The organism is Paenibacillus sp. FSL H7-0690 (genome assembly GCF_037980415.1).
In the GTDB taxonomy this organism is placed as follows: domain Bacteria; phylum Bacillota; class Bacilli; order Paenibacillales; family Paenibacillaceae; genus Paenibacillus_AQ; species Paenibacillus_AQ odorifer.
The window spans coordinates 1,093,859-1,119,378 of the sequence record NZ_CP150281.1; the positions used below are offsets into that span (position 1 = coordinate 1,093,859).

Annotated in this window: 16 protein-coding genes and 1 riboswitch; of the genes, 15 read left to right on the forward strand and 1 reads right to left on the reverse strand. The window is 45.3% G+C overall.

Annotation, left to right across the window (positions count from 1 at the left end; genetic code table 11):
• Positions 1–94: 94 nt before the first annotated feature.
• From MHI32_RS04830 to MHI32_RS04855, 6 genes are all read left to right on the forward strand, one after another.
• The gene (locus tag MHI32_RS04830; protein ID WP_340011979.1) at positions 95–1,369 is read left to right on the forward strand and encodes a VWA domain-containing protein; all 1,275 of its coding nucleotides are present in this window, start codon (positions 95–97) and stop codon (positions 1,367–1,369) included.
• Between the two features lie 24 nt (positions 1,370–1,393).
• On the forward strand, positions 1,394–2,035 hold the full coding sequence (locus tag MHI32_RS04835) for a beta-mannanase (protein ID WP_076099551.1): 642 nt from the start codon (positions 1,394–1,396) through the stop codon (positions 2,033–2,035).
• Positions 2,036–2,117: 82 nt separating this feature from the next.
• Entirely contained in the window at positions 2,118–3,380 is a 1,263-nt protein-coding gene (locus tag MHI32_RS04840) for a hypothetical protein (protein WP_076129587.1), read from the forward strand.
• Positions 3,377–6,373 (forward strand): glycosyltransferase, encoded by a 2,997-nt coding sequence (locus tag MHI32_RS04845; RefSeq protein WP_340011980.1) that lies wholly within the window; start codon positions 3,377–3,379, stop codon positions 6,371–6,373. The genes MHI32_RS04840 and MHI32_RS04845 overlap by 4 nt, the downstream gene beginning before the upstream one ends.
• Positions 6,374–6,500: 127 nt before the next feature.
• A riboswitch (cobalamin riboswitch) is annotated at positions 6,501–6,704 on the forward strand.
• A 169-nt stretch (positions 6,705–6,873) separates the two neighbouring features.
• Positions 6,874–9,438, forward strand: coding sequence for a DUF4430 domain-containing protein (locus MHI32_RS04850; RefSeq protein ID WP_340011981.1), 2,565 nt, complete (start codon positions 6,874–6,876; stop codon positions 9,436–9,438).
• Between the two features lie 202 nt (positions 9,439–9,640).
• Positions 9,641–11,347 carry a methyl-accepting chemotaxis protein gene (locus MHI32_RS04855; RefSeq protein WP_076276826.1) on the forward strand — a complete coding sequence of 569 codons (1,707 nt, stop codon included), beginning with the start codon at positions 9,641–9,643 and terminating at the stop codon, positions 11,345–11,347.
• 1,693 nt (positions 11,348–13,040) lie between these two features.
• Here the strand turns inward: MHI32_RS04855 and MHI32_RS04860 are convergent.
• Positions 13,041–14,177: a polysaccharide deacetylase gene (locus MHI32_RS04860; protein ID WP_076129583.1), complete on the reverse strand. Its 1,137-nt coding sequence runs from the start codon at positions 14,175–14,177 to the stop codon at positions 13,041–13,043.
• A 487-nt stretch (positions 14,178–14,664) separates the two neighbouring features.
• Here MHI32_RS04860 and qoxA point away from each other — a divergent pair, with 487 nt between their 5' ends.
• From qoxA to MHI32_RS04905, 9 genes are all read left to right on the forward strand, one after another.
• Positions 14,665–15,684, forward strand: coding sequence for a cytochrome aa3 quinol oxidase subunit II (qoxA, locus tag MHI32_RS04865; protein ID WP_036680822.1), 1,020 nt, complete (start codon positions 14,665–14,667; stop codon positions 15,682–15,684).
• Positions 15,685–15,722: 38 nt separating this feature from the next.
• The gene (qoxB, locus tag MHI32_RS04870; RefSeq protein WP_076129582.1) at positions 15,723–17,666 is read left to right on the forward strand and encodes a cytochrome aa3 quinol oxidase subunit I; all 1,944 of its coding nucleotides are present in this window, start codon (positions 15,723–15,725) and stop codon (positions 17,664–17,666) included.
• Complete coding sequence (qoxC, locus tag MHI32_RS04875) at positions 17,663–18,259, forward strand: cytochrome aa3 quinol oxidase subunit III (protein WP_042124373.1); 597 nt, start codon at positions 17,663–17,665, stop codon at positions 18,257–18,259. Before qoxB ends, qoxC begins: the two co-directional genes overlap by 4 nt.
• A gap of 4 nt (positions 18,260–18,263) precedes the next feature.
• Complete coding sequence (gene qoxD, locus MHI32_RS04880; RefSeq protein ID WP_036680878.1) at positions 18,264–18,554, forward strand: cytochrome aa3 quinol oxidase subunit IV; 291 nt, start codon at positions 18,264–18,266, stop codon at positions 18,552–18,554.
• Positions 18,555–20,152: 1,598 nt separating this feature from the next.
• Positions 20,153–20,542 (forward strand): GntR family transcriptional regulator, encoded by a 390-nt coding sequence (locus MHI32_RS04885; RefSeq protein ID WP_036680827.1) that lies wholly within the window; start codon positions 20,153–20,155, stop codon positions 20,540–20,542.
• Positions 20,535–21,437, forward strand: coding sequence for an ABC transporter ATP-binding protein (locus MHI32_RS04890; protein WP_036680830.1), 903 nt, complete (start codon positions 20,535–20,537; stop codon positions 21,435–21,437). The genes MHI32_RS04885 and MHI32_RS04890 overlap by 8 nt, the downstream gene beginning before the upstream one ends.
• The gene (locus MHI32_RS04895; RefSeq protein ID WP_340011982.1) at positions 21,391–23,433 is read left to right on the forward strand and encodes a hypothetical protein; all 2,043 of its coding nucleotides are present in this window, start codon (positions 21,391–21,393) and stop codon (positions 23,431–23,433) included. The genes MHI32_RS04890 and MHI32_RS04895 overlap by 47 nt, the downstream gene beginning before the upstream one ends.
• Positions 23,434–23,787: 354 nt before the next feature.
• Entirely contained in the window at positions 23,788–24,348 is a 561-nt protein-coding gene (locus MHI32_RS04900; protein ID WP_340011983.1) for an RNA 2'-phosphotransferase, read from the forward strand.
• Between the two features lie 34 nt (positions 24,349–24,382).
• Entirely contained in the window at positions 24,383–24,904 is a 522-nt protein-coding gene (locus MHI32_RS04905; protein ID WP_076129577.1) for a mismatch-specific DNA-glycosylase, read from the forward strand.
• The last annotated feature ends 616 nt before the right edge of the window (positions 24,905–25,520 follow it).

Here is a 25,520-nt window from a genome sequence, read left to right on the forward strand (position 1 = left end):
CATCCGGGTAGCCCGTTTATCAGGCAGCATAACCCCCGGAATGTTTAAAGGATAAGAGTACAATTCAGATTTTACCCGGAAAGGAAGTATAACGATGCAGAGAAAAATCAATCTGCTGCTGCTCTTCTTCAGTCTGATCGGCGGCGGGGTCGCCTTTCTTTTTGGCGAATGGCTGCTAAGCTGGTATAACGATCTGCCTTCCATCCTGCTTGTGGGTATTTATTTTGCCATTGTGGCGCTGGGAGTCGGTGTAGGCTGCCTGCTTGCAGAGATGATCTCGCCACGACTGAACGGAGCTTCATGGAAGCAGCGCTATCTGGGGTTATCGTGGAAGCTGCTGCCTCTGATGATTGTTCTTGCACTTGGTGTTGGAGCCTTAACGGAGTTTGTTTATGAGCTGAATTTTGGCGGAGCCAGACCAGTTAAGAATGTAGTAATGGCTATCGATGACTCAGGCAGTATGACACAGAGTGATCCCGATAATAGCCGGTATTCCGCAGCAAAAGCGTTAATTACAAAAATGGACACTGACAATAAGGTAGCCGTGGTGACCTTTAACAACGAAGCTGTAGTTGTCCAACCTTTAACGCCACTTTCAAATTCGGAGAATCGTGAGAAGGTGCTGACTGCAATCGATAATCTGCAGCCAACCGAAGGCGGTACGAATATTAGCGGTGCGGTCTCGGAGGCACTCAAGGAGATTGACAGTGACGGCAAAAAAGACCAAGGAGCCATGGTCATCTTGTTGTCTGACGGAGTGAGTAATTTCGATACCACAAGAGAGTTGCAGGCTTATGTAGAGCGCGGCATTGCCGTGAATACCATTGGTCTGGGCTTGAATGATCCAGCAGGCACTCAGCTGTTGCAGGATATTGCGAGAGTGACAGGCGGACACTATTATGATGTCAAGGATTCAGCCCTACTGGGCGATGTGTTCCAGCAGATCTATGACCGTCTGGGAGATCGGACGCTGCTAACTGAGCGCAGTGATTCAACGGCAGACAGTCCTTATTATGCTGCGGTTCGTATTTTGTCATTGATGTTGATGGGGGCTGCAATTGGATTAGGTCTGGGAATTATGTTTGATAACCGTCATTTGGCTAAAAGCTTTGGGATTGGCGGCGTAATATCAGGCTTGATCGCAGGACTGATTCTGGAATTTGGACTTAGCGGTGACTCCTTTACAGAAAGTCTTATTCGTCTTCTGGCTGTTCTTATATTAGCTGCTATTATTGCATTATTTACAGGCGTCATTCCGGTAGGAGAAGGACGTATTTATCGAAATAGAAGAAACAATAACGCAGCGCCTGCACCAGCATCGGATAACTTTCCGGGTCGGCGCAGAAGCCGGAACAGCAAAGGATTCTAGTGTAGCGGAAAGGGGTTTACAGTAATGAGGTACGCCGAGGTTAATGCTTCCGCTCCGGGAATAACGGATGTGACATCCCAAGTGGATGACCGATTCTGTACGCTGAGATGGCGCTGGCCGGACGGCGTGCAGGCGGTGTACATCCACAAAACCTCCGCAGAAGCGGCTGACATGGGAACCGGAGATGATCCGCCGATCGGGATGAAGCTCTACACTCGTGAGGAATACAAATCTAACAATGGTTATCGTGATCGATTGGATGAGATCGGATTGATATCCTATACGATATTTGCTCGTCTTGCTGAGAACGGTGAGACTGCCCTGGTGAGGCAAAATGATGGTGTGAACCGGGTGATGGTCAGTGCAGGCAAAGCCCGGATCTATTATTCCATTCAACAAAAAAAGGCCTTATTCGGAAAACAAAAGACCGTACATATGGCGATTACGGCAGAAGTGCCCGTGGCACGGGATGTCCTCTGTTATGTCAAGAAACGTGGAGGGCATCCTGCAGGGAAAGAGGATGGTATTCTCTTTCCCTTCGTCCAGGATTTCGCTCCTGGACGCAATGTACTTCCGCCGATTGAAATCGGTAAGGATGATTTTGTACGCATCTTTTTCACCGATGGCAAGAAATATGGGCTTTATTACGAATTGGTACCGGAGTGAGACTGGGTCTACGCGTACAAGCGGGTAATGAGCAGTGCGTTCATAGCAAGTACGTAGATACAACTTTTGGGAGGATGAGTAGATGTCTTTTTTTAGCCGTTTTATGAAAAAGAATCAGCCGGAGCCGCGGCCGCTTTTTTACGATATAGTGTGTCCGTATTGCTTCACCAAGTTCTCTCCGGAGGATGTCGTCTTTCGGGCTATGCACAGCCGGGAGGACGATGAAAATTACGCATTGGGTGAGGATGACGCCTTGAACAAATACCGTGAGCGCTTTGGGCTTGATACGGTAGATGACATAGAAGCGATTATCAACCCGGCGGATATTCCGGAAGAATATCATCATTACACGGATCATGTGTTAACTGGGCTTACGGATCGTTACGGTGTGCTTACGCGCAGACGGCTTTGCCCGTCCTGCCATAATGAGCTGCCGGTGACTGCCGGGAAGGTGCCAAGTAACATCATCTCGATTATCGGGGCATCCCAAGTCGGGAAATCGGTGTATATGACCTCGCTGATCCACACATTGCAGCATACTACAGCAGGTCATTTTGATGCCGCTTGTATGCCGCTTAATGCAGAGATTAGCCGTAAGTTCCGTACATTGTATGAAGAACCGCTTTTTGAGCGTGGGGATCTGCTGGCTTCTACACAGAAGGAAAAAATGCAGGAGCCTTTTATCTTTCAATTTGTCTTTAAGGATGAAAATAAACCGCCACTGACACTTGTATTCTTTGATGTAGCAGGTGAGGGTATGGTGGATCAGGATTATCTTGGACTTCATGGTCAGCATATCAAGAACTCTGCGGGTATTTTGTTTATGGTCGATCCGCTGCAAATCCGTTCTATCCGTGAAAAGATTCATATTAACATCGGTGACCGCCCGGGAGAATGGGTCTCACAATATGACGAGCCGCGCGATGTGGTGCTGACGATGTTCGGTGATTTTATTGCCTATCAGGAAAAGAGTAAGACAGACATTCCAACAGCGGTTGTGCTTGCCAAAAGTGATATGCTGCATTCGCTGAAGGATGAGGATGGCGATTACATCAAGTCCAACAGCAATGTGTTCAATAACTATGTTCACCGCAAAACATTAAACATGGACGAGTTCCATAATATCGACGGGGAAATTCGCAGATTTATTGGTAAGGTGGACAGACCCTTTAAAGATACGATGGATGTTTATTTCGCGAATACGGGTTATTTTGCAGTATCTGCGTTGGGCAGCAATCCTGTGAATCAAAAGATTGAGGGTGTAGTAAGCCCGATTCGTGTAGACGAGCCTTTTATTTGGCTGCTGCATAAGCTGAAGTATATTGAGGGGAGCGACGGCCCGTGAATGTTTTCTCAGGGTCAACAATCGCCCAACAGATGTACACCCGCGAACGTCGCGGAGTGTTTCGTTCCACAGAAGGCTTCGATACGGTAGCGAAATCAGATAGTCTAGACAATAATTTTGTGAAAAAAATCCTTCATCCCTTCTGCCTCTACGATGCTCCTGCGGAGTTAACCGCACGTGGAGAGAAGGATGAGGCTGCATATCCTGGTGCGCTGCACCTATTTCATGCTGAGAACGGGGATACAGTTATTGGGCTTAGTCGTTATCAAGCGGCCGATTTCACAGGCCAACGAAGCGCTTTTTTTGCACATAACTATGTAGTTCCTGCTTCACGTTCCGAAGAAATTGTGCAGAGCTATGGAGACTGGCTGCATGCTGATTTTGCAGAGCGTTATACGGGAGAGCTTGGTGGAACCTTGCCGGAGCTGCCCTCTATTCCAGTTGTTCGCACAGACCGCAGCCCTGATCCAATCGCAGGCTTACGCTTGTTAGGGATTGATGAAGGGATATTCAAGGCGTTATTGCAAGCTGTGATGCTCTCTGTAGCAGGTAAGAAAAAAATCTACGTGGCTCTAAACGTACCTATCACCGAGTTGTCTGCGCGGGCGGTGGAGCTTACAGAAATTCTGTATAGCGTGCTGCCGTATGAATTCCGCCGTAGATTAGGCGTGATTACCTATGCGAATGAACCGCAAAGCCGTAAATATATACATCTTAGCTTTGTGGAAAAAGGTTCACTTCGTCCCGGTGACCGCAGTATTGAGAAGGATTATACCTTTGATTTGGCTTCCGGACGGATGGGGAATGTCGATTTTGGCGAGACCCGCCAGCCTTATGCTGATTTGGTGTGGAAGCTATTACTGCTGAATCCAGGAGATATTAACGACTTCGTAAGCTTCGCCGATCAGATTCTGCGTGGAGAGAGTTCTGAGCACAAGCTAACCCTTTCTTTCTATAATGAGCTGGCTATATTTTATGAGATTGAGCAAGGGAACGAGCATTTATATACGGAAAACAAGAGTGCGGTGCTAAGTGGTTTGCTTTCTTACCTTAAACCAGACGGTGCAATTCATTCTAGAATCCGCTTGAATGATATTTTCTTAGAACGGTTTGACCGGGAATTTGATCTGATTCGGCAAAGAAATGTGCCAGATCCGGCGATTATGGAATGCTTTAAAGAGTATTTTGTACTTAAGGATCACAATTACAGGGTCAGAATCGTGGATTATTTCATCAATGGGATGCTTCATAGTGTGGAAGCGGGCCGCAAGGATATTTTGAGTGCTGCTTACGGGATCATTGAGAGTAATGATGAGTTAAGTGCAGCTTACTTCCAGCGCGTGATGTCTGAAACTTATTTCCGTAAGCAGCTACTTGAGCCTTATATGGAATCAAGACTAGCTGCGGCGTCCAGATCTGCGGATATTCTGAGCTTTGTGCTCCATTGGGGGCGGTTCCTGCCAGTGGCGTTAGAGCAGTCTTTTGCTCAAAATGCTGTGAAGGATTATTTGCTAGAAAAGCTCCAGCTGGAGCATGATCCGGTGGCTTCTGTGGCGGAAATTCATGAAATTGTAGATAAGGCAGAAAAAGATCGCCGCAAAGGAACAGGAGTTGCTCCTAAGGCACTCTCCCTAATGCAGGATCTTGCTGCTTCAGCAGATAGATTCTTACTGAACCGCTTATCGCTTTCTGATATGACGCAGGAGGAGCTTCTGGAGGTAGTTTTTTTACGGTATGGTAATGTTGTCGATTGGCAGCCGCCACTGGATAGGATTAGCAAGCAGAAAGAGAATGCGCTGCGTGCCGCTTACCGCTGGTTTGGTGAAGAGAAGCCGAATGAGGAGATTTTTACAGGATTGTCTCCGCAGGAACTAGACGATGTGCAGCTACTGGGTCGTCGTTTGCTAAAAGAGGTGCGTGTTCTGGAACCCTTTGAACGGCTTCCGCTAGCCTTTTACTATACAACTCAGCGTGAAGGGGGTCCGCTGGATTACGATGCGCTTCTGGAGCTGTTAAAGCGTAAAGCCGGTTCCGACAAAGAAATCATCTATCGGTTTTTTGCTTGGTCGCAAGGCAATCCTTTATTTACGGTTTCGAATAAAAAGCTGCAACCGGGTTACCGTAAGGCGATTCTGAAGTATTTCCTGAGCAGTGATCGTGAAGCGTTCAAGAATCGGGAATTCCGAAAGAACTATGTCGCGGCAGCTCGGCCTGCTCTGCAAAATGTGTACAATGAAGCCCGCTCCCAACTGGCTTCCCCGCTGGCGCGCTGGATCAGCCGCAGCCGATTTCGACTCTTAATCTCCGGCTCCATTACGGGTATTCTGGTGATTATTGCAATTATCGTATTCAGTATGCTGCGTCCGGATGATACGAAGACGGCTCTGCCGGGGACAAGCCCTGAGCCGACCCCTGTTCAGAGTGCAGGCAATATGCTGCCTCCAGCTTCAGTATACTTGAAGGATCAGAGCGTCGAAGGAGATAAGGGGAGCAGCATATTGGTGTTCACCTTCGCAAGTGCAGATGACTGTGTGCAGTTTCAACCGACTGAGATTAGTTTAATGTCTTCGTCTACAGAGATAGATAAAAGCTTTAAGGTCGCTGCTACGAATGGGACTTGTCCAGTGCCGTCAACGGATGGGACGGATGAGGGAAACGCTGCTGACGAGTCAGATGCCGCTGGCACTACTGGAGGAACAGCAGAAGGTGCAGATGCTACTAATGCTGTAGCTGATGCATCTCCGTCTCCTACGCCTTCCTCTAATACTGAGGACAGCACTGGGTTGCCTTCCGCAACAGCTGTGACTGAAGGTGAACAACCTTCCTATCAGGTTGAGGTTACATTGGAGCCTGGAGCGACAATTCTAGAGAAAAGTATGATCAAAGCCGGAAGATTTACATTGATCGTAGATCCCGACCCTAATATTCCACCAGCTTCTGATTCAAGTGCTGAACCCTCCCCGACTGCAAGTCCGGATGGAACAGTCGAATAACAAGCTTTCTGAACAGCAATAACTACCGGAAGGTGGCGTATTGCTGTTCATTTTTTTGCTGCCCATACTAAGCTTTTCTATAGACATGCTATGTATTAATAGATATGATTATGGATGTCAAAATAAGATACTACATACTGGAAAAGGTGCAGACTCTATCAATCTAGTCGTCTGCTTAAAAGGGAAGTCCGGTGCAAGAGTCCGGCGCGGTCCCGCCACTGTATGTGCGGAGCGTTTCTTCTATAAGCCACTGCCCCGAAGGTAGGGTGGGAAGGTGAAGAACAGCGATGAAGCATTAGCCAGGAGACCTGCCTTTTTCGTGAGCGTTTCTATTCTTCGTGGGGTAAGAATGTGGAACATATACAGATGGACTGTTGGCAGGAAGCAAGCGCCGCAGCCTCAATTTGTAATCTTCCCTGACCGCCCTCCAAAGGGGCGGTCTTTATGTTATGCGTCTTATTCCCGGCAGTACCCATTCTTATACAGAAAGAGGTTAAACAATGAAGAAAATCATGTCTTCCAAGTTTGTAGCACTTGGGCTGGCTTTATTCATGGTCATTTCAATTCTAGGAACATCTCTTGCTCCGGCGGGACAAATATTTGCAGAAGCGGGCGCTGGCGCCGGTCTGGAGGCAACTGCTGCGGAGCGGATTAATGTTGCGGATGCGACTTATGCGGCTGCAGAATATCTCTTGAAAGGTGGCGTGCAATCGGATTGGCAAGCCATTGGATTAGCGCAAGCAGGGTACAAGCTGCCGGCTAGTTACCTTTCAGAGCTTGAGAAAAAAGTAAAGGATGCAGCTGGCGATTTCACCAATGTAACCGATTATGCTCGAATCGTGCTCGCAGTGAGAGCGATTGGTGCAGATCCTACTAGCTTTGCTGGTAACGGAACGACTCCTGGCTATAATCTGATTGAGAAAATTTATAATAATAGCAAGCTCAGTGAACAGACGCTTAATAATCCGGTATATGCTTTACTTGCGCTGGATTCTGGTAAATATAATATCCCAAGTGACGCGAAATGGACGGCGGATAAGCTCCTTACGGAGATTCTCTCCAAACAGAATCCGGATGGGGGCTTTGCACTAACCTCAGGCGCAAGTGAGCCTGATATGACAGCGATAACCTTGACGGCTCTGGCGGCACATAAAAATAATCCCGAAGCCTACTTAGCAGGGCTACAAGCCGTAGCTTGGTTATCTGCAGCTCAAGATAGCCATGGGGGTTACGGTGACAGTGCTGAAAGTAGCGCACAAGCAATCCTTGGACTCACATCCTTCGGAGTTGATCCTAGTGGATTAGAATACACCAAAAACAAAGTGGATCTAATGGAGAACCTGCTCAGCTATCGTCTAGCTGATGGTAGCTTCACCCATAGCCGTGGTGGAAGCAGTAATATTCTGGCGACAGAGCAAGGGCTTCAGGCGCTGGTTGCCTATAATTTGCTGTATAAAGGAAGCAACAGTAAGCTATACGATTTTTCCAAATCCTCCATTCAGAGTTCACTCATCTACGCTCCAGTAACGATTGAGGGACCACAGGCCACGTTGGCACAAGGGTACGCCTATGCTGGCAACGCACTTGGAGCGTTAGAGAAGCTGGCGCTTCAAACGAACTTGCCGATCACGAATCCTTCGGGCAGTTATGTGACTGGCATCGGAAGTATTGCTGCTGGAAGCTTTGGTGGTTATGACGGATGGATGTATGTTGTATCGCGTGACGGAAAATGGATTAATCCCGATGTAGGCATGAGTGATTTTGTACTTAAAGATTCAGATCAGGTACTGGTTTATTATGCCGGAGACGACACTAAGCTTGTGGATTCCGTTACGCTTTCCAAAGCAAATCTTAAAGAGGGCGATTCTTTTACCGTCACTGTAACTAGTAAGACGTGGAAATGGGACGCTGCTACGAATACTTCCTCTCCTGTAACTGCAAAAGCTGCGGGTGTTCAGGTCCAAATTGGAGCTCACAAGGTAACGACGAATGCTAAAGGTGAGGCCGTATTCTCAGGAAATATGCCCGCAGGTGACTATACACTGACTGTAACTGGCTACCGTGAAGGCAAAGCCCCAACGATTGCTAAATATACAAAAGCTCTAAAAGTGATTTCTAAGAATGTAACAGCTTCGCTAACCGTTGAAGGCCCGGAAGGGTTGATTAGTGAGGGGACTTTGAAAGCCTCCAATGCCCTTGAAGCGTTGCAACAACTAGGGTCTACCGATGATTTTAAAGTAGATATCACCAAATCGTCTTATGGCAACTTTGTATCAGGTATCCATGGAGTTTCGCAAGGTACTTACGACGGATGGTGGAGCTTCGTGGTATCACGCGGCGGGGAGTGGATATATCCAAGTGTGGGTATGGATGCGTTCGAACTACAGGAATCCGATCGTGTGCTTGTCTATTATGCAGGAGAAAATACACAGGTTGTAGATGCTGTGGTGCTTACCCCACCACAGCCAAAAGCTAATGAAGCTTTTACTGTAAAGGTTTCACAGAAAAAGTGGGTGTGGAATCAGGAAAGCTTCACTTCTGATCCGGTTATCTCACCGGCTGCAGGTGTGCAGGTTTCGGTTGGTGATAAGAAGGTAATCACGAATGAACAAGGTATGGCTGTTGTTGATGGGGGTCTCCCAGCAAATAGCTATACAATAACTGTTACCGGTTATGCTAAAGATAGCGTACCGAGCGTAGCGCGTTATACTCAGTCTCTGACTGTCGGATCGTCTGTTATTGCTCCAGCAAAAGCTACCGCTACCCTCTCAGTGATTGGAGATAGCCGGAAAGGAACCATCCTAGCCAGTACAACAGTAGCTCTAAAAGAGGGCGAAACGGCTTATAGCTTACTAGTCAGTCAATTAGGGACTAAGGTAGTATCATCCGGCAACGCTGGAAGCATCTACGTGAAATCTATTGACGGGTTGGCTGAATTTGATGGAGGCCCAAGCAGCGGATGGAAGTATAAAACGAACCGGGATGCGGATCCAAGCATCAGTGCAGACAGTTATATTTTGCAGAATGGTGATACTTTGTACTGGTACTATACCTCTGGAGAATAAGGAAGAGGAAGTTTGATTAGGCGGGCACACTTGGATTCGGAGTAATAGCGGATTGGGTGCCCGCCCTTTTTTATTTGAGGAAAGTCGTTTTATGACAATATATACTTTTATTCGACACAATATTTAAAAAATCATCAAACTCTTAGCCCTTCCGACCGATAAAAATAGATAGATCATAAGATAATGTGAAGGCGGAGTGTAGATGAAAAATTTGAAAGTGAAATACAAAATAGGGCTGCTTTTGGTATTCGCAGTAATTATGGTGAATGCTGTAGGGGGCATAGGCATCATCACAATGAACAAAATGGCCGAAAAGACAAATGAGACATATAATGAAAATTTATTGCCTGTTTCTTACGTAGGGCAGATGCGTACGAATAATAGGGCTATTGAATCCTATCTTTTGGAGCGTTTGATTAGCGTTGATGCCAGCAAAAACAAAGAACTTTCTGAGAGTATCCAAGTGAAGGTTCAAGATAATAATGAACTTATGAACAAGGTGAAAGCGATTCAGTATAATGATCCTGCTATTGTAAGTAAAATCAAAGAGTATGAGTCCTTTTTGCCAGATTATCGTGCACAGCGGGATAACATTATAAAGATTGCTGATAGTAATCATAATCAAGAGGCCTATAAAGTATTTTCAGGCGAATTTAACGAATCCCGTGAAAAAATGATCAACCTGCTTAAAGGAATTAGTGATTCTTTGCTTAAAGATGCTGATGAACACAATTCAGGTTCCATGGCAACCGCTAAGAGCATGCGGGTAAACAATACCATAATGATTACTTTCGCTTGGGTGATTTGTATCTTGATTAGTATTGCAATCATTCGATTGATAACAAAACCGCTTAAAGAACTGCAAGGACTAATGAAGCGGGCAGAAGATGGAGATTTGACCGTGGTAGCAACGTATACCGCCAAGGATGAGATCGGCCAAATTAACAGTTCATTTAACAATATGCTGCAGGGCTTGCGGAAGATGATGCAAGGGATTGCAGAGAGTGCAGAACTGCTGTCAGCTTCATCGGAAGAGATGAGCGCTAGTGCTGAGCAGACCTCATTGGCTTCACAAATGATCGCTGTATCTTCTGGAGAGATTGCTGCGGGATTTGATGAACAGACAGAGAGCATTAACAGTACAACACGTTCAATAAAAGCAATGACCAATGATATTGCAGCCGTAGAGGGCAGCAGCTATGAAATGTCGGATCTAATGGGAGTAGTTTCCGGTTCATCGGATCGTGGAGTAGAGGCTGTAGACCAAATCATTGTGCAGATGAAGGAAATTGACCTCAGTGTAACTCAGAGTCAGGAGATTGTTTCTAATCTGGGGACATTGTCACAAGAGATTAATACAATTATTACAACGATTAACGGTATTGCTACACAGACGAATCTGCTTGCGCTCAATGCTTCTATAGAAGCAGCACGGGCCGGTGAGCATGGACGGGGATTTGCTGTAGTTGCTGGAGAAATTCGTAATCTGGCGGAAGCAACTAGAAATAGTTCTTTGCGGGTTACAGATATTATTACACATATCCAAAAGCAAACCGAAAGCGCAGTAGAATCCATGGCTTTGGGTACTGAGCTAGTCACCAATGGCGTAGTTCAAAGTCATCTGGTATCTCAAGCTTTTCATGAGATTCAGACTTCCATTAAAGAAGCTACCTTACAGACAGCGGAAATTAGAGAAGCGGTTGCTCATGTAGCCATGGAATCACAAGGTGTAGCAGCAGCTATGGAACAGGTCAACGTTATATCTAGTAAAGGTGCAGAAGGTGTTCAGGACACAAGTGCAGCGAGTCAGGAGCAACTATCCGCAATGGAGGAAATGTCGGCTTCAGCTCAGTATTTAGCGGTGCTCGCAGAAGATCTGCAAAAGACATTGTCCAGCTTCAAACTATAGGCTTCATAATATTGTTAAAACCAGCAGAGCAGCGGTTCTCCAGTAACGGAGATCGCTGCTCTGCTGTTTGTGGTTATAGTAGATTGGGACAAGTACGAGCCAGCTGATCTCAGTTGGTCAAGGGGGAGGGATGTAAATTGGTCTCAGTAGGTCAGGAGCGTATAGACGTAGGCTGGTTTCAGCAGGTCAGGGGGGAGAGATGTAAGTTGGTCAGCAGGTCAGGACCGTATAGACGTAAGCTGGTCTCAGCAGCAGGAGCGTATAGACGTAAGCTGGTCCCAGCAAGTTGCGGGCAAACATATGCTATGTGATCTCCAGCGACACTAGTGGAAAGACGGAGGCGTGGAAACAATAAAAACCTTGGAGATGATCGGTATGCTCGTACCCTGTACCTCGTACCCTGTACCTCGTAACCCGTAACCCGTAACCCGTAACCCTAGTGTTCCCGGCTGATCTCTAGTTTTTCAAACACACTGTCTACTTGATATTCCCCAGTTTAAGGTCATCTGGGTCCGATGCGTGGGCTCATACCCATCCCCATATGCTATCGGATTCAGTAGCCGCTATTTGCACATTTATCGCCTTTGTAGCGAAGTTTCGGACACCAGTGCAGCTATTGGTGTGGAAAACGCTGATAACTGGTGTTTTTTGCACCAATAACGGCTATGAGGTCCGATAGCATCCGAAATATAGCTAAATCCAGCAATTAAGGTCATCTGGGTCCGATGCGTGGACTCATACTCATCCCAACTGGTTTGGCGGACACAGCAGACGCCATTCGCTCATTTTGTGGCTTGGGAGTGGAGTTTAGGACTCAGTAGCCGCTATTTGCCCATTTATCGCCTTTGTAGCAAAGTTTCGGACTCCAGTGCAACTATTGGTGTGGAAAACACTGGTAACTGGTGGTTATTGCACCAATAGCGGCTATGAGGTCCGATAGCATCCGAAATATAGCTAGATCCAGCAATTAAGGTCATCTGGATCCGATAGCGTGGGCTCATACTCATTCTAACTGGTTTGGCGGACACAGCAGACGCCATTCGCTCATTTATTGGCTTGGGAGTGGAGTTTAGGACTCAGTAGCCGCTATTTGCCCAATTATCGCCATAGGAGCAAAGTTTCGGACTCCAATGCAGCTATTGGTGTGGAAAACACTGATAACTGGTGTTTTTTGCACCAATAGCGGCTATGAGGTCCGATAGCATCTGAAATATAGCTAAATCCAGCAATTAAGGTCATCTGCGTCCGATAGCGTGGGCCCATACTCATCCCCATAGGCTATCGGACACAGCAGACGCCATTCGCTCATTTAGTGGCTTGGGAGTGGAGTTTCGGACTACACAGTAGCCGCTATTCGCATATTTGTCGCCATAGGAGCGAAGTTTAGGACACAGCAGCCGCTATTTGCCCATTTATCGCCCTTGTAGCAAAGTTTCGGACTCCAGTGCAGCTGGTGTGGAAAACACTGATAACTGGTGTTTTTTGCACCAATAGCGGCTATGTGGTCCGATAGCACCCGAAACAGAGGCAAATCCAGCAATTAAGGTCATCTGGGTCCGATAGAAAAACTCGGGAGCATGAATGTGATCGGATTAAACAAAAATTAGTGTTTAGTTCAAGACCTGAAAAAAGAGGGAATCCCAACAGCTAGTTCACAGCTGTTGGGATTCCCTCTTGATTTTTTCAAAAAAACTCAGCGTGTATCCTTCCAGAAATTCAGAGGTTTCAGATCTGAGCTAATGACGTGGAATGTATAGCCTTCTTTTTTCAATGACTCTAAGATACGCGGAAGTACTTTAAGTGTAGCTTTTTGATCATGCATCAGAATCACTGGATTGGTCTGCGATTTCTGCAGCTTATGAACCTGATTCATTACCGAATTATAGATCGTTGTACTAGCATCCTTGTATTTCCAATCCTCTGAGTCCACGTTCCAATCCCACAGATGATAACCTTGAGCCAGCACTTTATCTCTAAAGGCCTTTGTGAAATAAGGCTTGCTTCCATAAGGAGGACGAATCAGTGTAGTGCTTTGACCTGTAATCTTTTTCAAAATGGCATTATCGTTATCCATCTCTCCCAGCGCAGCCGCAGGTGAAGCATAAAACTTCTCTTTCCGGTGCGTCATTCCATGCAATGCGAGACCATGCCCTTCATTCGCAATCCGTTTCACTTGCGCAGTATGCTGGTTCATATTCGGTCCGATCATGAAAAAAGTTGCCTTCGCATCATATTTTGCCAAAATATCAAGCAATGTAGAAGTTGTAGCCGTTGGCCCATCATCAAAGGTGAGGTATACGGTCTTACCTTGCTTCCCAACAGTTGGCGTAGAAGTTCCAGGAGTTGCGGTTGGCTTCAATTCCTTTTTAAACTTACTTACAAATGTTGCATCATCTAATGTAGCCGAGCCATCTTTTACACGCAATAAATATTGATCTGCTTTAAAAGAAATTCCAAAACCAAGATAAGAGGTCAATTTCAGTGGAACCATTGTTTTTCCGTTTTTCAAAAATGTACTCATGGATATGGTCTTTCCATCGCCTAGAGTAGCTGTTGCATGATCATTCAGCAGTTTGATTGATCTGTTCTGACCTGTAACTTTTATCCCATCGCTCACTCCAGTTAGCGTTAACTTAAGTTCCTGTGATAGATCACGTAGAGGAACGTAATAGGTATCTTTTACCGAAACTGCTTCAATAGTTGTTAACTTATCGTTCACACCTAACCTAAGGGAGCCTGCACCTGCTGCATTCACTGAATCTATCGCTCGTATTGATCCGGAACCAATGAATAATACGATTAATAATAGCCATACTTTCTTTAAAGACATCGTCAAAAATCTCCTATCTATGTATATTTGTCTATTACCTTATCATACATTGATAGAATGAAATTTGAGAGATTGTAACCCCCAGCAGAATAATTTGTTACCTTTTAGAAGTTAACTGTGATTTCAACCACAATCATAAAAAGCACGCGACTCCGGCTAAATACTGGCGCATCAACAAAAAATGGTTAAAATCACCCCGTTTTGCGCAGAATAGATGTGTCTAAATTAGCAACTTTAGTAAACTATTGAACAAAGTTTGAACGGAATTTTTCAACCCATAAACAGCGCCGTTACAGTGATCTTTATCATACTATTAGAAACTTGTAACAAATTGATCACACATATTTAACTTGTTCGCCATTATTAAGGTCTTTTTTAGGCTAAATGGAAAAATAAGTCTTTTGCTTTCTTCCCCATAAATTCTTACTATATATTAAGGTTAATGTTGAGGGTTAATAAAAGAAGTATTGAAGGAAGGAGCTTAAGCATGAACAAAAAGGGACCGTTATACGCTTTATTTCTCAGCCTAATTTTACTCTTGCCAGGATGCAGTTCAATCGCTGTTCTGAATCCGAAGGGGCCGGCTGCAAGAACTTTATCTGACACGATCATTCTCTCCATTGTTATGATGCTCGGCGTTCTGGCAGTTGTCTACATCTTATATGTCTTTGTGCTTTTGAAATACCGTGCTAAAAAAAGCAACGAAGATTATATTCCTCCTCACGAGGAAGGAAACAAATGGCTGGAGGCTATCTGGATTACCATTCCGATTATTATCGTGGCATTCCTCTCCGTAGTCACCGTCAAAACAACAGTAGATGTAGAAAATGTTGCAGCGGATTATAAAGATCAGAAACCGCTTGTAATTTATGCTTCCTCCTCTAACTGGAAATGGCATTTCAGCTACCCAGAAGAAGGTATCGAAACAGTAAACTACGTTAACATTCCAGTTCACCGCGCTGTAGAGTTCAGATTGTATTCTTTCGGTACGATCTCAAGTCTTTGGATCCCACAATTGGGAGGACAAAAATACGCGATGAGCGACATGATCACAACCTTGCATCTTTCAGCTGATACTGTAGGTTCTTATGTCGGAAGAAATGCGAACTTTAATGGTAAGGGTTTTGCCCACATGGAGTTTGAAACACTTGCGATGACAGATAAGGACTATCAGGAATGGGTGAAAGACGTTAAAGAAACGGCGGGTCCACTGACGGAAGATGAATTTAAAGGTCTTTTGGAAATGGAACATGTCGGACGTAAAACGTATACGAATACTCACTTATCCTTTAGCCCGCCTCCGGGAAGCCATGGTGACCATATGAGTAATGGTGGCACTGAAATGGATACGGATAACGGAAGTATGGAGCATCAGGATAATAAAGAAATTCACCCGACTCCAGCACCATCCAGCGAGACGGAATTCAACACCGAGCCTAATCCAGAACTGGATGAGCCGACACCTAGTTCTCCATTAGAAGAGAGCACAACACATGACGGACACTAGTCAATGTTAATTGAACAACTTGAAAGGAGCGATTCCTAATGGATTGGGATAAATTTAAGGTCCACGGCGAACCCCTGATATACGGAGCTATGGCAAGTATTGTTCTGGCTACAATCGGGATTATCGTCGGCCTGACCTATTTTAAAAAATGGGGATATTTATGGCGCGAATGGTTGACTACTGTTGACCACAAACGTATTGGGATTATGTATATCCTCGCTGCATTGCTTATGCTTTTCCGCGGCGGCGTTGACGCTATTATGATGAAGCTGCAAACAGCAGCCCCGGACATGAAATTTCTTGACGCACAGCATTACAACGAGGTATTTACAACACACGGCTTGATTATGATCCTTTTTATGGCCATGCCGTTTATTATCGGTCTGATGAATGTTATCGTTCCGCTGCAAATCGGTGCTAGAGACGTTGCCTTCCCGCGTCTGAATGCTGTCAGCTTCTGGCTCTTCTTCTTTGGAGCTATGCTGCTTAACATTTCGTTTGTTATCGGGGGATCGCCAGATGCTGGTTGGTCCGCATATTTCCCGCTAGCAAGTTTAGAGTTCAGTCCAACGGTGGGTAATAACTATTACTCGCTCGCACTACAAATTTCAGGTATTGGTACGCTCCTCACAGGCGTTAACTTTATTGTAACGATTCTGAAAATGCGTGCACCAGGCATGAAGTTGATGAAAATGCCGATGTTTACTTGGTCCGTATTGATCACCAACGTAATTATCGTATTCGCATTCCCTGTGCTTACGGTTGCACTCGCGTTGATGATGTTCGACCGGTTGTTCGGCTCTCAATTCTTTACGATGGCCAATGGCGGTATGGATATGTTATGGGCCAACCTGTTCTGGGTATGGGGTCACCCTGAAGTATATATCGTTGTCTTACCGGCATTCGGTATTTATAGTGAAATTATCGCCACCTTCTCTAAAAAGAACCTGTATGGATATACATCCATGGTATTCAGTATGTTGATCATTTCCCTCTTGTCCTTCCTAGTATGGGCTCACCATTTCTATACAATGGGTCAAGGTGCTATGGTTAACAGCTTCTTCTCGATTACAACCATGGCCATTGCCGTACCAACAGGTGTGAAAATATTTAACTGGCTATTTACCTTACGAAAAGGGCGAATAACCTTTACGACACCTATGCTATACACCCTGGCCTTTATTCCGATCTTTACGATTGGTGGGGTAACAGGTGTCATGTTGGCTATGGCCAGTGCCGATTACCAGTACCATAATACGATGTTCCTGGTTGCCCATTTCCACTACGTTCTTATTCCAGGTGCGGTCTTCGCCGTTATCGCAGGGTTCCATTACTGGTTCCCTAAAGTATTCGGTTTCCGTCTGAATGAACGTCTTGGCAAGCATGCCTTCTGGTGGATTATCATTTCCTTTAACGTATCGTTCTTCCCGCTGTTTATTCTCGGACTTAAGGGTATGACCCGCCGACAATACACCTATTCTGCGGATACCGGATTTGGCCCGCTGAGTATGGTCTCATTCGTAGGTGCGATCGGTCTCGCTATTGGATTTGTAATCCTGGTTTATAACATTTACTGGAGTACTCGTTACGAACCAAGAGATACTGATGGAGATCCGTGGGATGCACGTACTTTGGAATGGGCAACGAAAAGCCCGATTCCAGCTTACAACTTCGCAGTGGTTCCAAATGTAAAAACACGCGATGCTTACTGGTCTGCTAAACAAGATAAAGTACCGCTTTTTGAAGATAAGATTACTAAGATTCATATGCCTAGCAACACAGGAAAACCATTTGTTCTGGGTGTTATCTTCTTCATTGCAGGGTTCTCTCTGGTCTTCAGTCTTTGGATTCCAGCGATCCTCTCTGGAGTAGGTATCCTCATTGTTCTAGCTGCTATGTCCTTTGATCGGGATCACGGATTCTACATCCCAGCAGAAGAAGTTATTGCTACTGAAAAGAAATTGCGGGGTGAGACAGTATGAAAATAGATGCGTCTAAGCCGCTTGAATACTCAACAGAAGAGAATAGTAATAAAATCTTTGGCTTCTGGGTTTTTCTAGGAGCGGAGATTGCACTGTTCGCTACGTTGTTCACTGTTTATTTTGTAATGGTAGACCGTTTTGCCAGCGGCCCTAGCGGGCCGGATCTTTTCGAAATTGGTCCAGTAATGATCGAAACATTGCTGCTGCTGACAAGTTCGTTCACGATTGGTCTTGCAGTTCATGCCATGCGGCATGGTTACCAAAAAGCCATGATGGTCTTTTTCGGACTAACCCTTCTAATGGGCCTCGGCTTCCTTGGTATTGAAATCACGGAGTTTGTCACTTATGTTCACGAAGGGGCTACACTTCAAACCAGTGGTTTCCTATCCAGTCTCTTTGTACTGCTGGGAACACACGGAGCTCACGTATCGTTCGGGTTCCTGTGGGGTGCGGCTATTCTAATCCAGTTGAAGCGTCAAGGTATTAATCCGGCTACGGCCAATAAATCCTTTATCTTCTCGCTGTACTGGCATTTCTTGGACGTTGTCTGGATCTTTATTTTCAGCTTCGTCTATCTGAAAGGACTGATGTAGCATGATGAAGCAATTGTTTCCAATTCGCCATGTGATGGGTTTCTTAGCCTCTCTTGTCCTTTCTGTGGCTGCACTTGCTGTAATCTACCTTGATCTATCCAACACTGCGAACATGGCTATCCTGCTTGTTACAGCCCTCATTCAGGCTTCCTTGCAGCTCTTCCTGTTCATGCATATTGGTGAATCAGCAGATACCAAGAAAGAACTTTACATCAATATCGCCTATGCCTTATTCGTTGGTCTAGTTACGATATTCGGTACGCTCTTCATCTTCGTATGGGGCTGGTATGCTTAATTACAGTCACTAATACTCAAAGGGACGTCTCTAAAGCCAAAATGGCTTAGGGGCGTCTCTTTTTTTGCGTTTATTTAGGAGGTTTATTGTAGCGGATGCCCGGAAATGTGCGTCTTTTTAGGCAATAGCTGCACTGGAGTCCGGAACTTCGCTCAATAGGCGAAAAATGTGCGAATAGCGTCATCTGGGTCCGAAAGCTACGGGGGAGATAAGGGGGGCGGCGCGATCGGACTCAGATGACTTTAAAAGCTGGAATCAGCGGCGTTTGGAGTTGTAACGGACCCCAAAGCCGCTATTGGTGTGAAAAACGCCCAAAATGAGCGCCTTTCTAGGCAATAGCTGCACTGGAGTCCGAAAATTCGCCCAAAAGGCGGATAATGTACGAATAGCGGCATCTGAGTCCGAAAGCTACGGGGATGAGGATAACTCGGCACGATCGGACTCAGATGAGCTTAAAAGCAGGAAACAGCAGCGTTTGAGTCCGAAAGCCCCGTGAGACAAGGTCGGCTTGGCGCTATCGGACTCAGATGAGCTTAAAAGCACGAAACAGCGTCATTTGGAGTGGTAACGGACCCCAAAGTCGCTATTGGTGTAAAAAGCGCCCAAAATGAGCGCCTTTCTAGGCAATAGTTGCACTGGAGTCCGAAACTTCGCTCAAAAGGCGGAAAATGTACGAATAGCGGCATCTGAGTCCGAAAGCTACGGGGGATAAGGATGGCACGGCGCTGTCGGACTCAGATGACTTTAAAAGCAGGAAACAGCGGCGTTTGGAGTTGTAACGGACCCCAAAGCCGCTATTGGGTGAAAAACGCCCAAAATGAGCGCCTTTCTAGGCAATAGCTGCACTGGAGTCCGAAACTTCGCCCAAAAGGCGGATAATGTACGAATAGCGGCATCTGAGTCCGAAAACCAGGGGGATGAGGTTGGCTCGGTGCGACGGACTCAGATGAGCTTAAAAGCATGAATTAGCGTCATTTGGAGTTGTAACGGACCCCAAAGCCGCTATTGGCATGAAAAACGCCCCAAATGAGCGTCTCTCTAGGCAATAGTTGCACTGGAGTCCGAAACTTCGCCCAAAAGGCGGAAAATGTGCGAATAGCGTCATCTGGGTCCGAAATCCATGGGGGATGAGGGGGACTTGGCGCAATCGGACTCAGATGACCTTAAAAGCAGGAATCAGCGGCATTTGGAGTTCTAACGGACCCCAGAGTCGCTATTGGTGTGAAAAATGCCCAAAATGAGCACCTTTCTAGGCAATAGCTGCAGTGGAGTCCGAAACTTCGCTCAAAAGGCGGAAAATGTGCGAATAGCGTCATCTGGGTCCGAAAGCCCCGGGAGACAAGGCTAGCTTGGCGCAATCGGACTCAGATGACCTTATAAGCAGAAATCAGCGTCATCAGGGTCCTAAAACTACTGTGGACGAGATTGGCTCGGCGCGATCGGACGTAATTTTGATTAATAGCAAGGAATAGATAAATCCCGAAGGAAAATCTTGGGGATTTTTTTGTTGACATATAAATAAAACTGTATTAATAATAGTAGTACAGTTAGTACACATCATAATGGATTTAATTCAAGATAGTGGAAGGAGGAAGGTTATGTTCGAACTGGACGTTCGTAGTCGGAAGCCGATTTATGAGCAGCTGACCGATAAGGTCAAGGAGATGATTCTGCATGGTATTTTGCAGACGGATGAACAGCTACCTTCTGTAAGGACGTTATCCCAGCAGCTAACCGTGAATCCCAATACGATTCAGAAGGCTTACCGTGAATTGGAACGTGAGGGATATATCTATTCATTACAGGGGAAAGGAAGTTTTGTAGCCCCGATGAAAAAAGAACAAAATGCGATCAAAAAAGCGGAAGTCCGGAACGAGTTGCTGAGGCTGATGGCGGAGGCGGTATACCTTGGGTTCACCGCAGCTGAGATTAGTTCTTTGTACCAACAAGTGGAGAAGCAAAGAGAAGGAGGGAAGAGTGATGATTGAGATTCGGGGAGTCAGCAAGTTATTTCAAGGCGAGAAGGCAGTCGACGATATCTCTTTAACGGTACATAAAGGAACAATTTATGGGCTGCTCGGCTCTAATGGCGCGGGCAAAACAACGCTGCTCAAAACATTGGCGGGCATCTACTCTCCAGATAAGGGGACCGTGCGGGTGGATGGTGAAGCGGTATTCGAACACCCGACGACTAAGCAACGGGTTATTTTTATGCCGGATGCTCCTTACTTTTTCCCACAATCCACCATGCTGCAAATGGCGGCCTTCTATCGCTCGATTTATCCGAGCTGGAATCAGAAGCGTTTTGAAGATTTGGGAACCGTATTTCAGCTCGATAAAAAACGCAAACTCAGTCGTTTCTCCAAAGGGATGCAGCGGCAAGCGTCATTTTGGTTATGTTTAAGCTGTATGCCGGATGTGCTGATTATGGATGAACCGATTGACGGATTAGATCCGGTGATGCGGCGTCAGATCAAAAACCTGCTATTTCAGGAGGTTGCTGAACGCGAGCTGACGGTAATCATATCTTCCCATAACCTTCGTGAGATTGAAGATCTGTGCGATCATGTTGGGATTATGCATGGTGGGAAGATGTTGATTGAGAAGGATCTGGATGATCTTAAGGCGGATACACATAAGATTCAAGTGGCGTTTCGGGATGAACGGCATGAGATTCCGTTAGCTGCCAAGCTACAAGTTCTGCATCAAGAGCGCCGGGGAAGTGTGAACCTATATATTGTAAAAGGGGATCGTGAACGGATCAAAGCGGCTTTTCAGGTGTACGAGCCATACGTATTCGATTTGCTTCCATTAACGTTAGAAGAGATCTTTATTTATGAAATGGGGGATGTCGGATATGACGCGCAGCCATTACTACTTTAATAGCAGTATTTTTCGCCAGAACTTCCGCCAGCATGGCTGGATAGGGATTATATATGCACTCGGCTTATTATTTGCACTTCCATTACAGCTCTTCATGAGCAGCAATCCGGATGCAAAACCGCAGGAAGTTGATCATTTATTTCGCATAGCTGGTAGTGTGCAAGCCTTGTTTATCATTACGATCCCAGTTGCCGCAGGACTATTCTTATTCCGATACCTTCAGGCAAAATCACCCGCAGATCTTTGGCATAGCCTGCCTTTACGCAGAGAGCATTTATTTACAGCTCATCTGACGAGTGGACTTACCTTACTATTGCTGCCTGTTTGGTTAACTGCTGGGGTGGTTGCCGTTGTTAAGCCGTGGAGTGGTAATTTTTATATTTTTCAAGGCGCAGATATTTGGCAATGGTGTATTACAGTTAGTATTCTGACTTTGTTCCTCTTTTGCTTTAGTGTTTTTGTGGGAATATGTACGGGCCAATCTATTCTTCAGGGAATTATCATTTATATTTTGCTTATTCTTCCTGCTGTACTGATCTCATTAATCCACAGCCATTTAGCTATGTATCTTTATGGATATGCAAATGCAAACTCTAACTTGCGTGATTCTATTTCGCAGATATGGTCTCCTTTTGTTCATATCGTGTATTATTTTACCGGCAAACCCTTCACCAATACAGAATTATGGATTTATGGGGTATTGGCACTTCTATTTATCGGGTTGTCGTACCTGTTATACCGTAAACGTAATACGGAAAAAGCGGGTCAGGCTATTGCCTTTGGATATTTCAACCCACTGTTTAAAGCAGGGGTTATGTTATGTGCCATGCTTATTGCCGGTAATTATTTTGCGCAAATGAAGCAACAGCAAATGGGCTGGGTGATTGGTGGATATGCCATCGGAGCCATTATTGGTTATGTTGCCGCAGAAATGATTGTTCGGAAAACATGGCAGATTATGACGCGTAAAATGGTAGCTGAGTTTGCAGTTTATGCGGTAATGATAGGGTTACTTCTGTATATCCCGGTATCAAGTGTTACGGGGTATGAAGCCAGAGTGCCTTCCGGTGATAAGATTAGCGGTGTATATATGGGAGCTAACTACCGGTTGTATACCCCAACGGATGATTTGTACACTACACCCTACATGGGGCAGAACCCTTTTTCCGATGATAAAGATTATATAGAAGCTGTCCGTAAACTCCATCAAGCGGTAGTTGCAGTACGTCCAGAACTTACCTCACGACAATACGTTTATGAATATTTTACTCTGGCTTATCAATTGGAGAACGGCGATAAGCTAGTGAGGGAATACTGGATCCCTAATAAGGGGTTTGAATCAGAGCTCGAGGCGGTTAAGGATACCGAAGCTTACAAGTATGAAAAGTATGATTTAGCTCTCTTAGACAAAGACCTGGATTTTATGTGGGTTACTAACAGGAATAAAAAAGTAGCCATTTCTGATCCCGGGGAAATTTCAGAGCTAAAGGAGATTATCAAACGCGAAATTTCGAATATGTCCTACGAAGTACAAATAGATAAGGACGGAAAACCTGATGTGGCTAATATCCAAGTAGAGGTGAAGACAAAAGAGAACAGTAATCAAGTTATTACAGATTATGGTTATTATTATCCGTGGAAATCTTCTTTCCATGAGCTTGAAAAGTGGATGGACGAAAAAGGTTATGCCGATAAAATACGAATAACAGCTGAAGATATCCAATCGGCAGAGATTATAAAAGATGATTATATGGACGAGCAAACACCTAAGAACCCTACTAGTCCTGAACAAAGAGTAGCGCTTGCACGCGAAAAGAATCGTACGGCTGTTACGAAGGATAAGACATTATTAACAGATATTTTGGACCATCATTTCCATAATGGTGTTGAGAATGGCAACTACATTGTGAAGTTGATGTACAAAGAGGGTTATAGCGATTTCGTAATGTTAAAAGAATCGGATATGACGCCTGAATTGAAGGCATTGCTGAAATAAGTTAAGAATAAGTTTAGAATAAGGTAAGTAAAAGATTACAGATAAAAGACTACTGGTTGACATAAACTGGATAGTTGGATTATGCTTTTGGAGATAGGAGAAGGATGAAATGGAACTTTCAGGTCAGCCTCTGAACCAGTATATTCGTTCCGGTAAAATAACATCGCTGTATTAACTGGTAAGGAGTTTTGTATTTAGGTGAAGCCCGACCATGGACGATAGAGTCCATGGTCTTTTTTGCATAGTAAGAGGTAATACATGGATGTGTGATTGCTGTAATGCCTCTGGAATCTGCTTCGAAGAGATCCTTTACTGTAGAATAATATAAATAGGAAAAATTGAGGTGAAAATATAATGTTAAGCAATACAGCGGAAGTGTCGTTAAGTAAATTTATGACTAAGCTGCTTCGGCATACCCCGGAGCAATATGGTCTTATTTTGGATCCAGAGGATGGTTCCTGTAGGTTGGATGATTTACTGTTTGTTATTGTAAGCACTCCTAGATGGTCAGAGGTGACTGTGGGAGATATTCGGCAAGTGGTTGCAGGTTGCGACAAGCAACGATTGGAAATCGTTGATGACCGGATCAAAGCCCGGTACGGGCATAGCCACACAAAAATCACTTATGAGCCGGGGACTCCGCCTGCTATACTTTTTCACGGAACTCATTCTGGTGTGCTTTCTGTGATTTTGGAGGAGGGGCTCCAATCGATGGGACGGCAGTATGTTCATTTGTCTGAAGGGACTCATTTTGCCAGTTTAGCCGGAAGTCGCAGAGGGAAATTGATATTGTTAACCGTTGATACGATTAGAGCGGGTCAAATGGGTGTAACCTTTTATAATGCGGGTAATAAGGTATGGTTGGCAGGTCATATACCGCCTTCTTGTCTTAAGGTGTATACACCTGTAAGTTGAACTAGATCGACGTTTGGTTAGGAGGCATAATAACATGGATGAAATTCCAGATCACTTAGATCACGGATTACAGATTGTATTTATTGGGTTCAATCCTAGTATCCGTTCTGGCGAGGTAGGACATCATTACGCGAATCCGCGGAATAATTTCTGGAGAATATTACATCAGTCTGGACTTACTCCCCGGTTGTATGATGCGTCTGAGGATGGGGACTTGCTTAAGCTGGGCTATGGGTTTACAAATATTGTTGCCCGTCCCACACGGGGAATCGACGATATTACTCGTGAAGAATACCAGGAGGGTCGGGAAATGCTTCGCTCCAAGCTGGAGAAATATCGGCCTCAAGTCGCCTGTTTTGTAGGTAAGGGTGTGTATACAGAGTTTAGCCGCAGAACAAAAGCTAACTGGGGATTTCAAGGGGACGTGCCTCCAAAGGTAGATGGCGTTCGTGAATTTGTTGCACCCTCTTCTAGCGGATTAGTTAGAATGCCGATGGAAGAGATCGTTGGGATTTATCGCAGATTAGCTGAGTTTACGCAAGAGAACGATGGGTGATTGATGTATTCGGAGGTAGGGTGCTAAAGGACACAGGAGTCGTTAAAAGTAACAAATCACTCTAATTTGCGTGCTATCGGACTCCGATGCAGCTATTGGGTGGAAATTGACTGATTATGAGTCCATTTTGAGTAGATAGCGTCTCTTGAGTCCGAAAACACCACTAAATGGCCGAAAATCCACGAATAACGGCGCTTGAGTCCGCAAGAGTAAAAGCTGGGGAATTGGCCATGGATCTACGTAAATCCGTAGATCCGTAGACCCCGCAGATCCCGTAGATCCCGTAGATCCCGTAGATCCCGTAGATTGCAACTGTTTTAACCAGCGGCAGAATGTAGGATAGAAAGACTGAGCAGTAACGCTGCAAATGGAGCTAAAGGACACAGGAGTCGCTAAAAGTAACAATTCACTCTTATTTGTGCGCTATCGGACTCCGATGCAGCTATTGGGTGGAAATAGACTGAAAATGCGTCCGATTTGGTGTGATAGTGTCTTTGGAGTCCGAAAACACCACTGAATGGCCGAAAATCCACGAATAACGGCGCCTGAGTCCGTAAGGATAAAGACTGGAGAGTTCGCTGTGAATCACTGTGGATCGCTGTGAATCTCTGTAGAT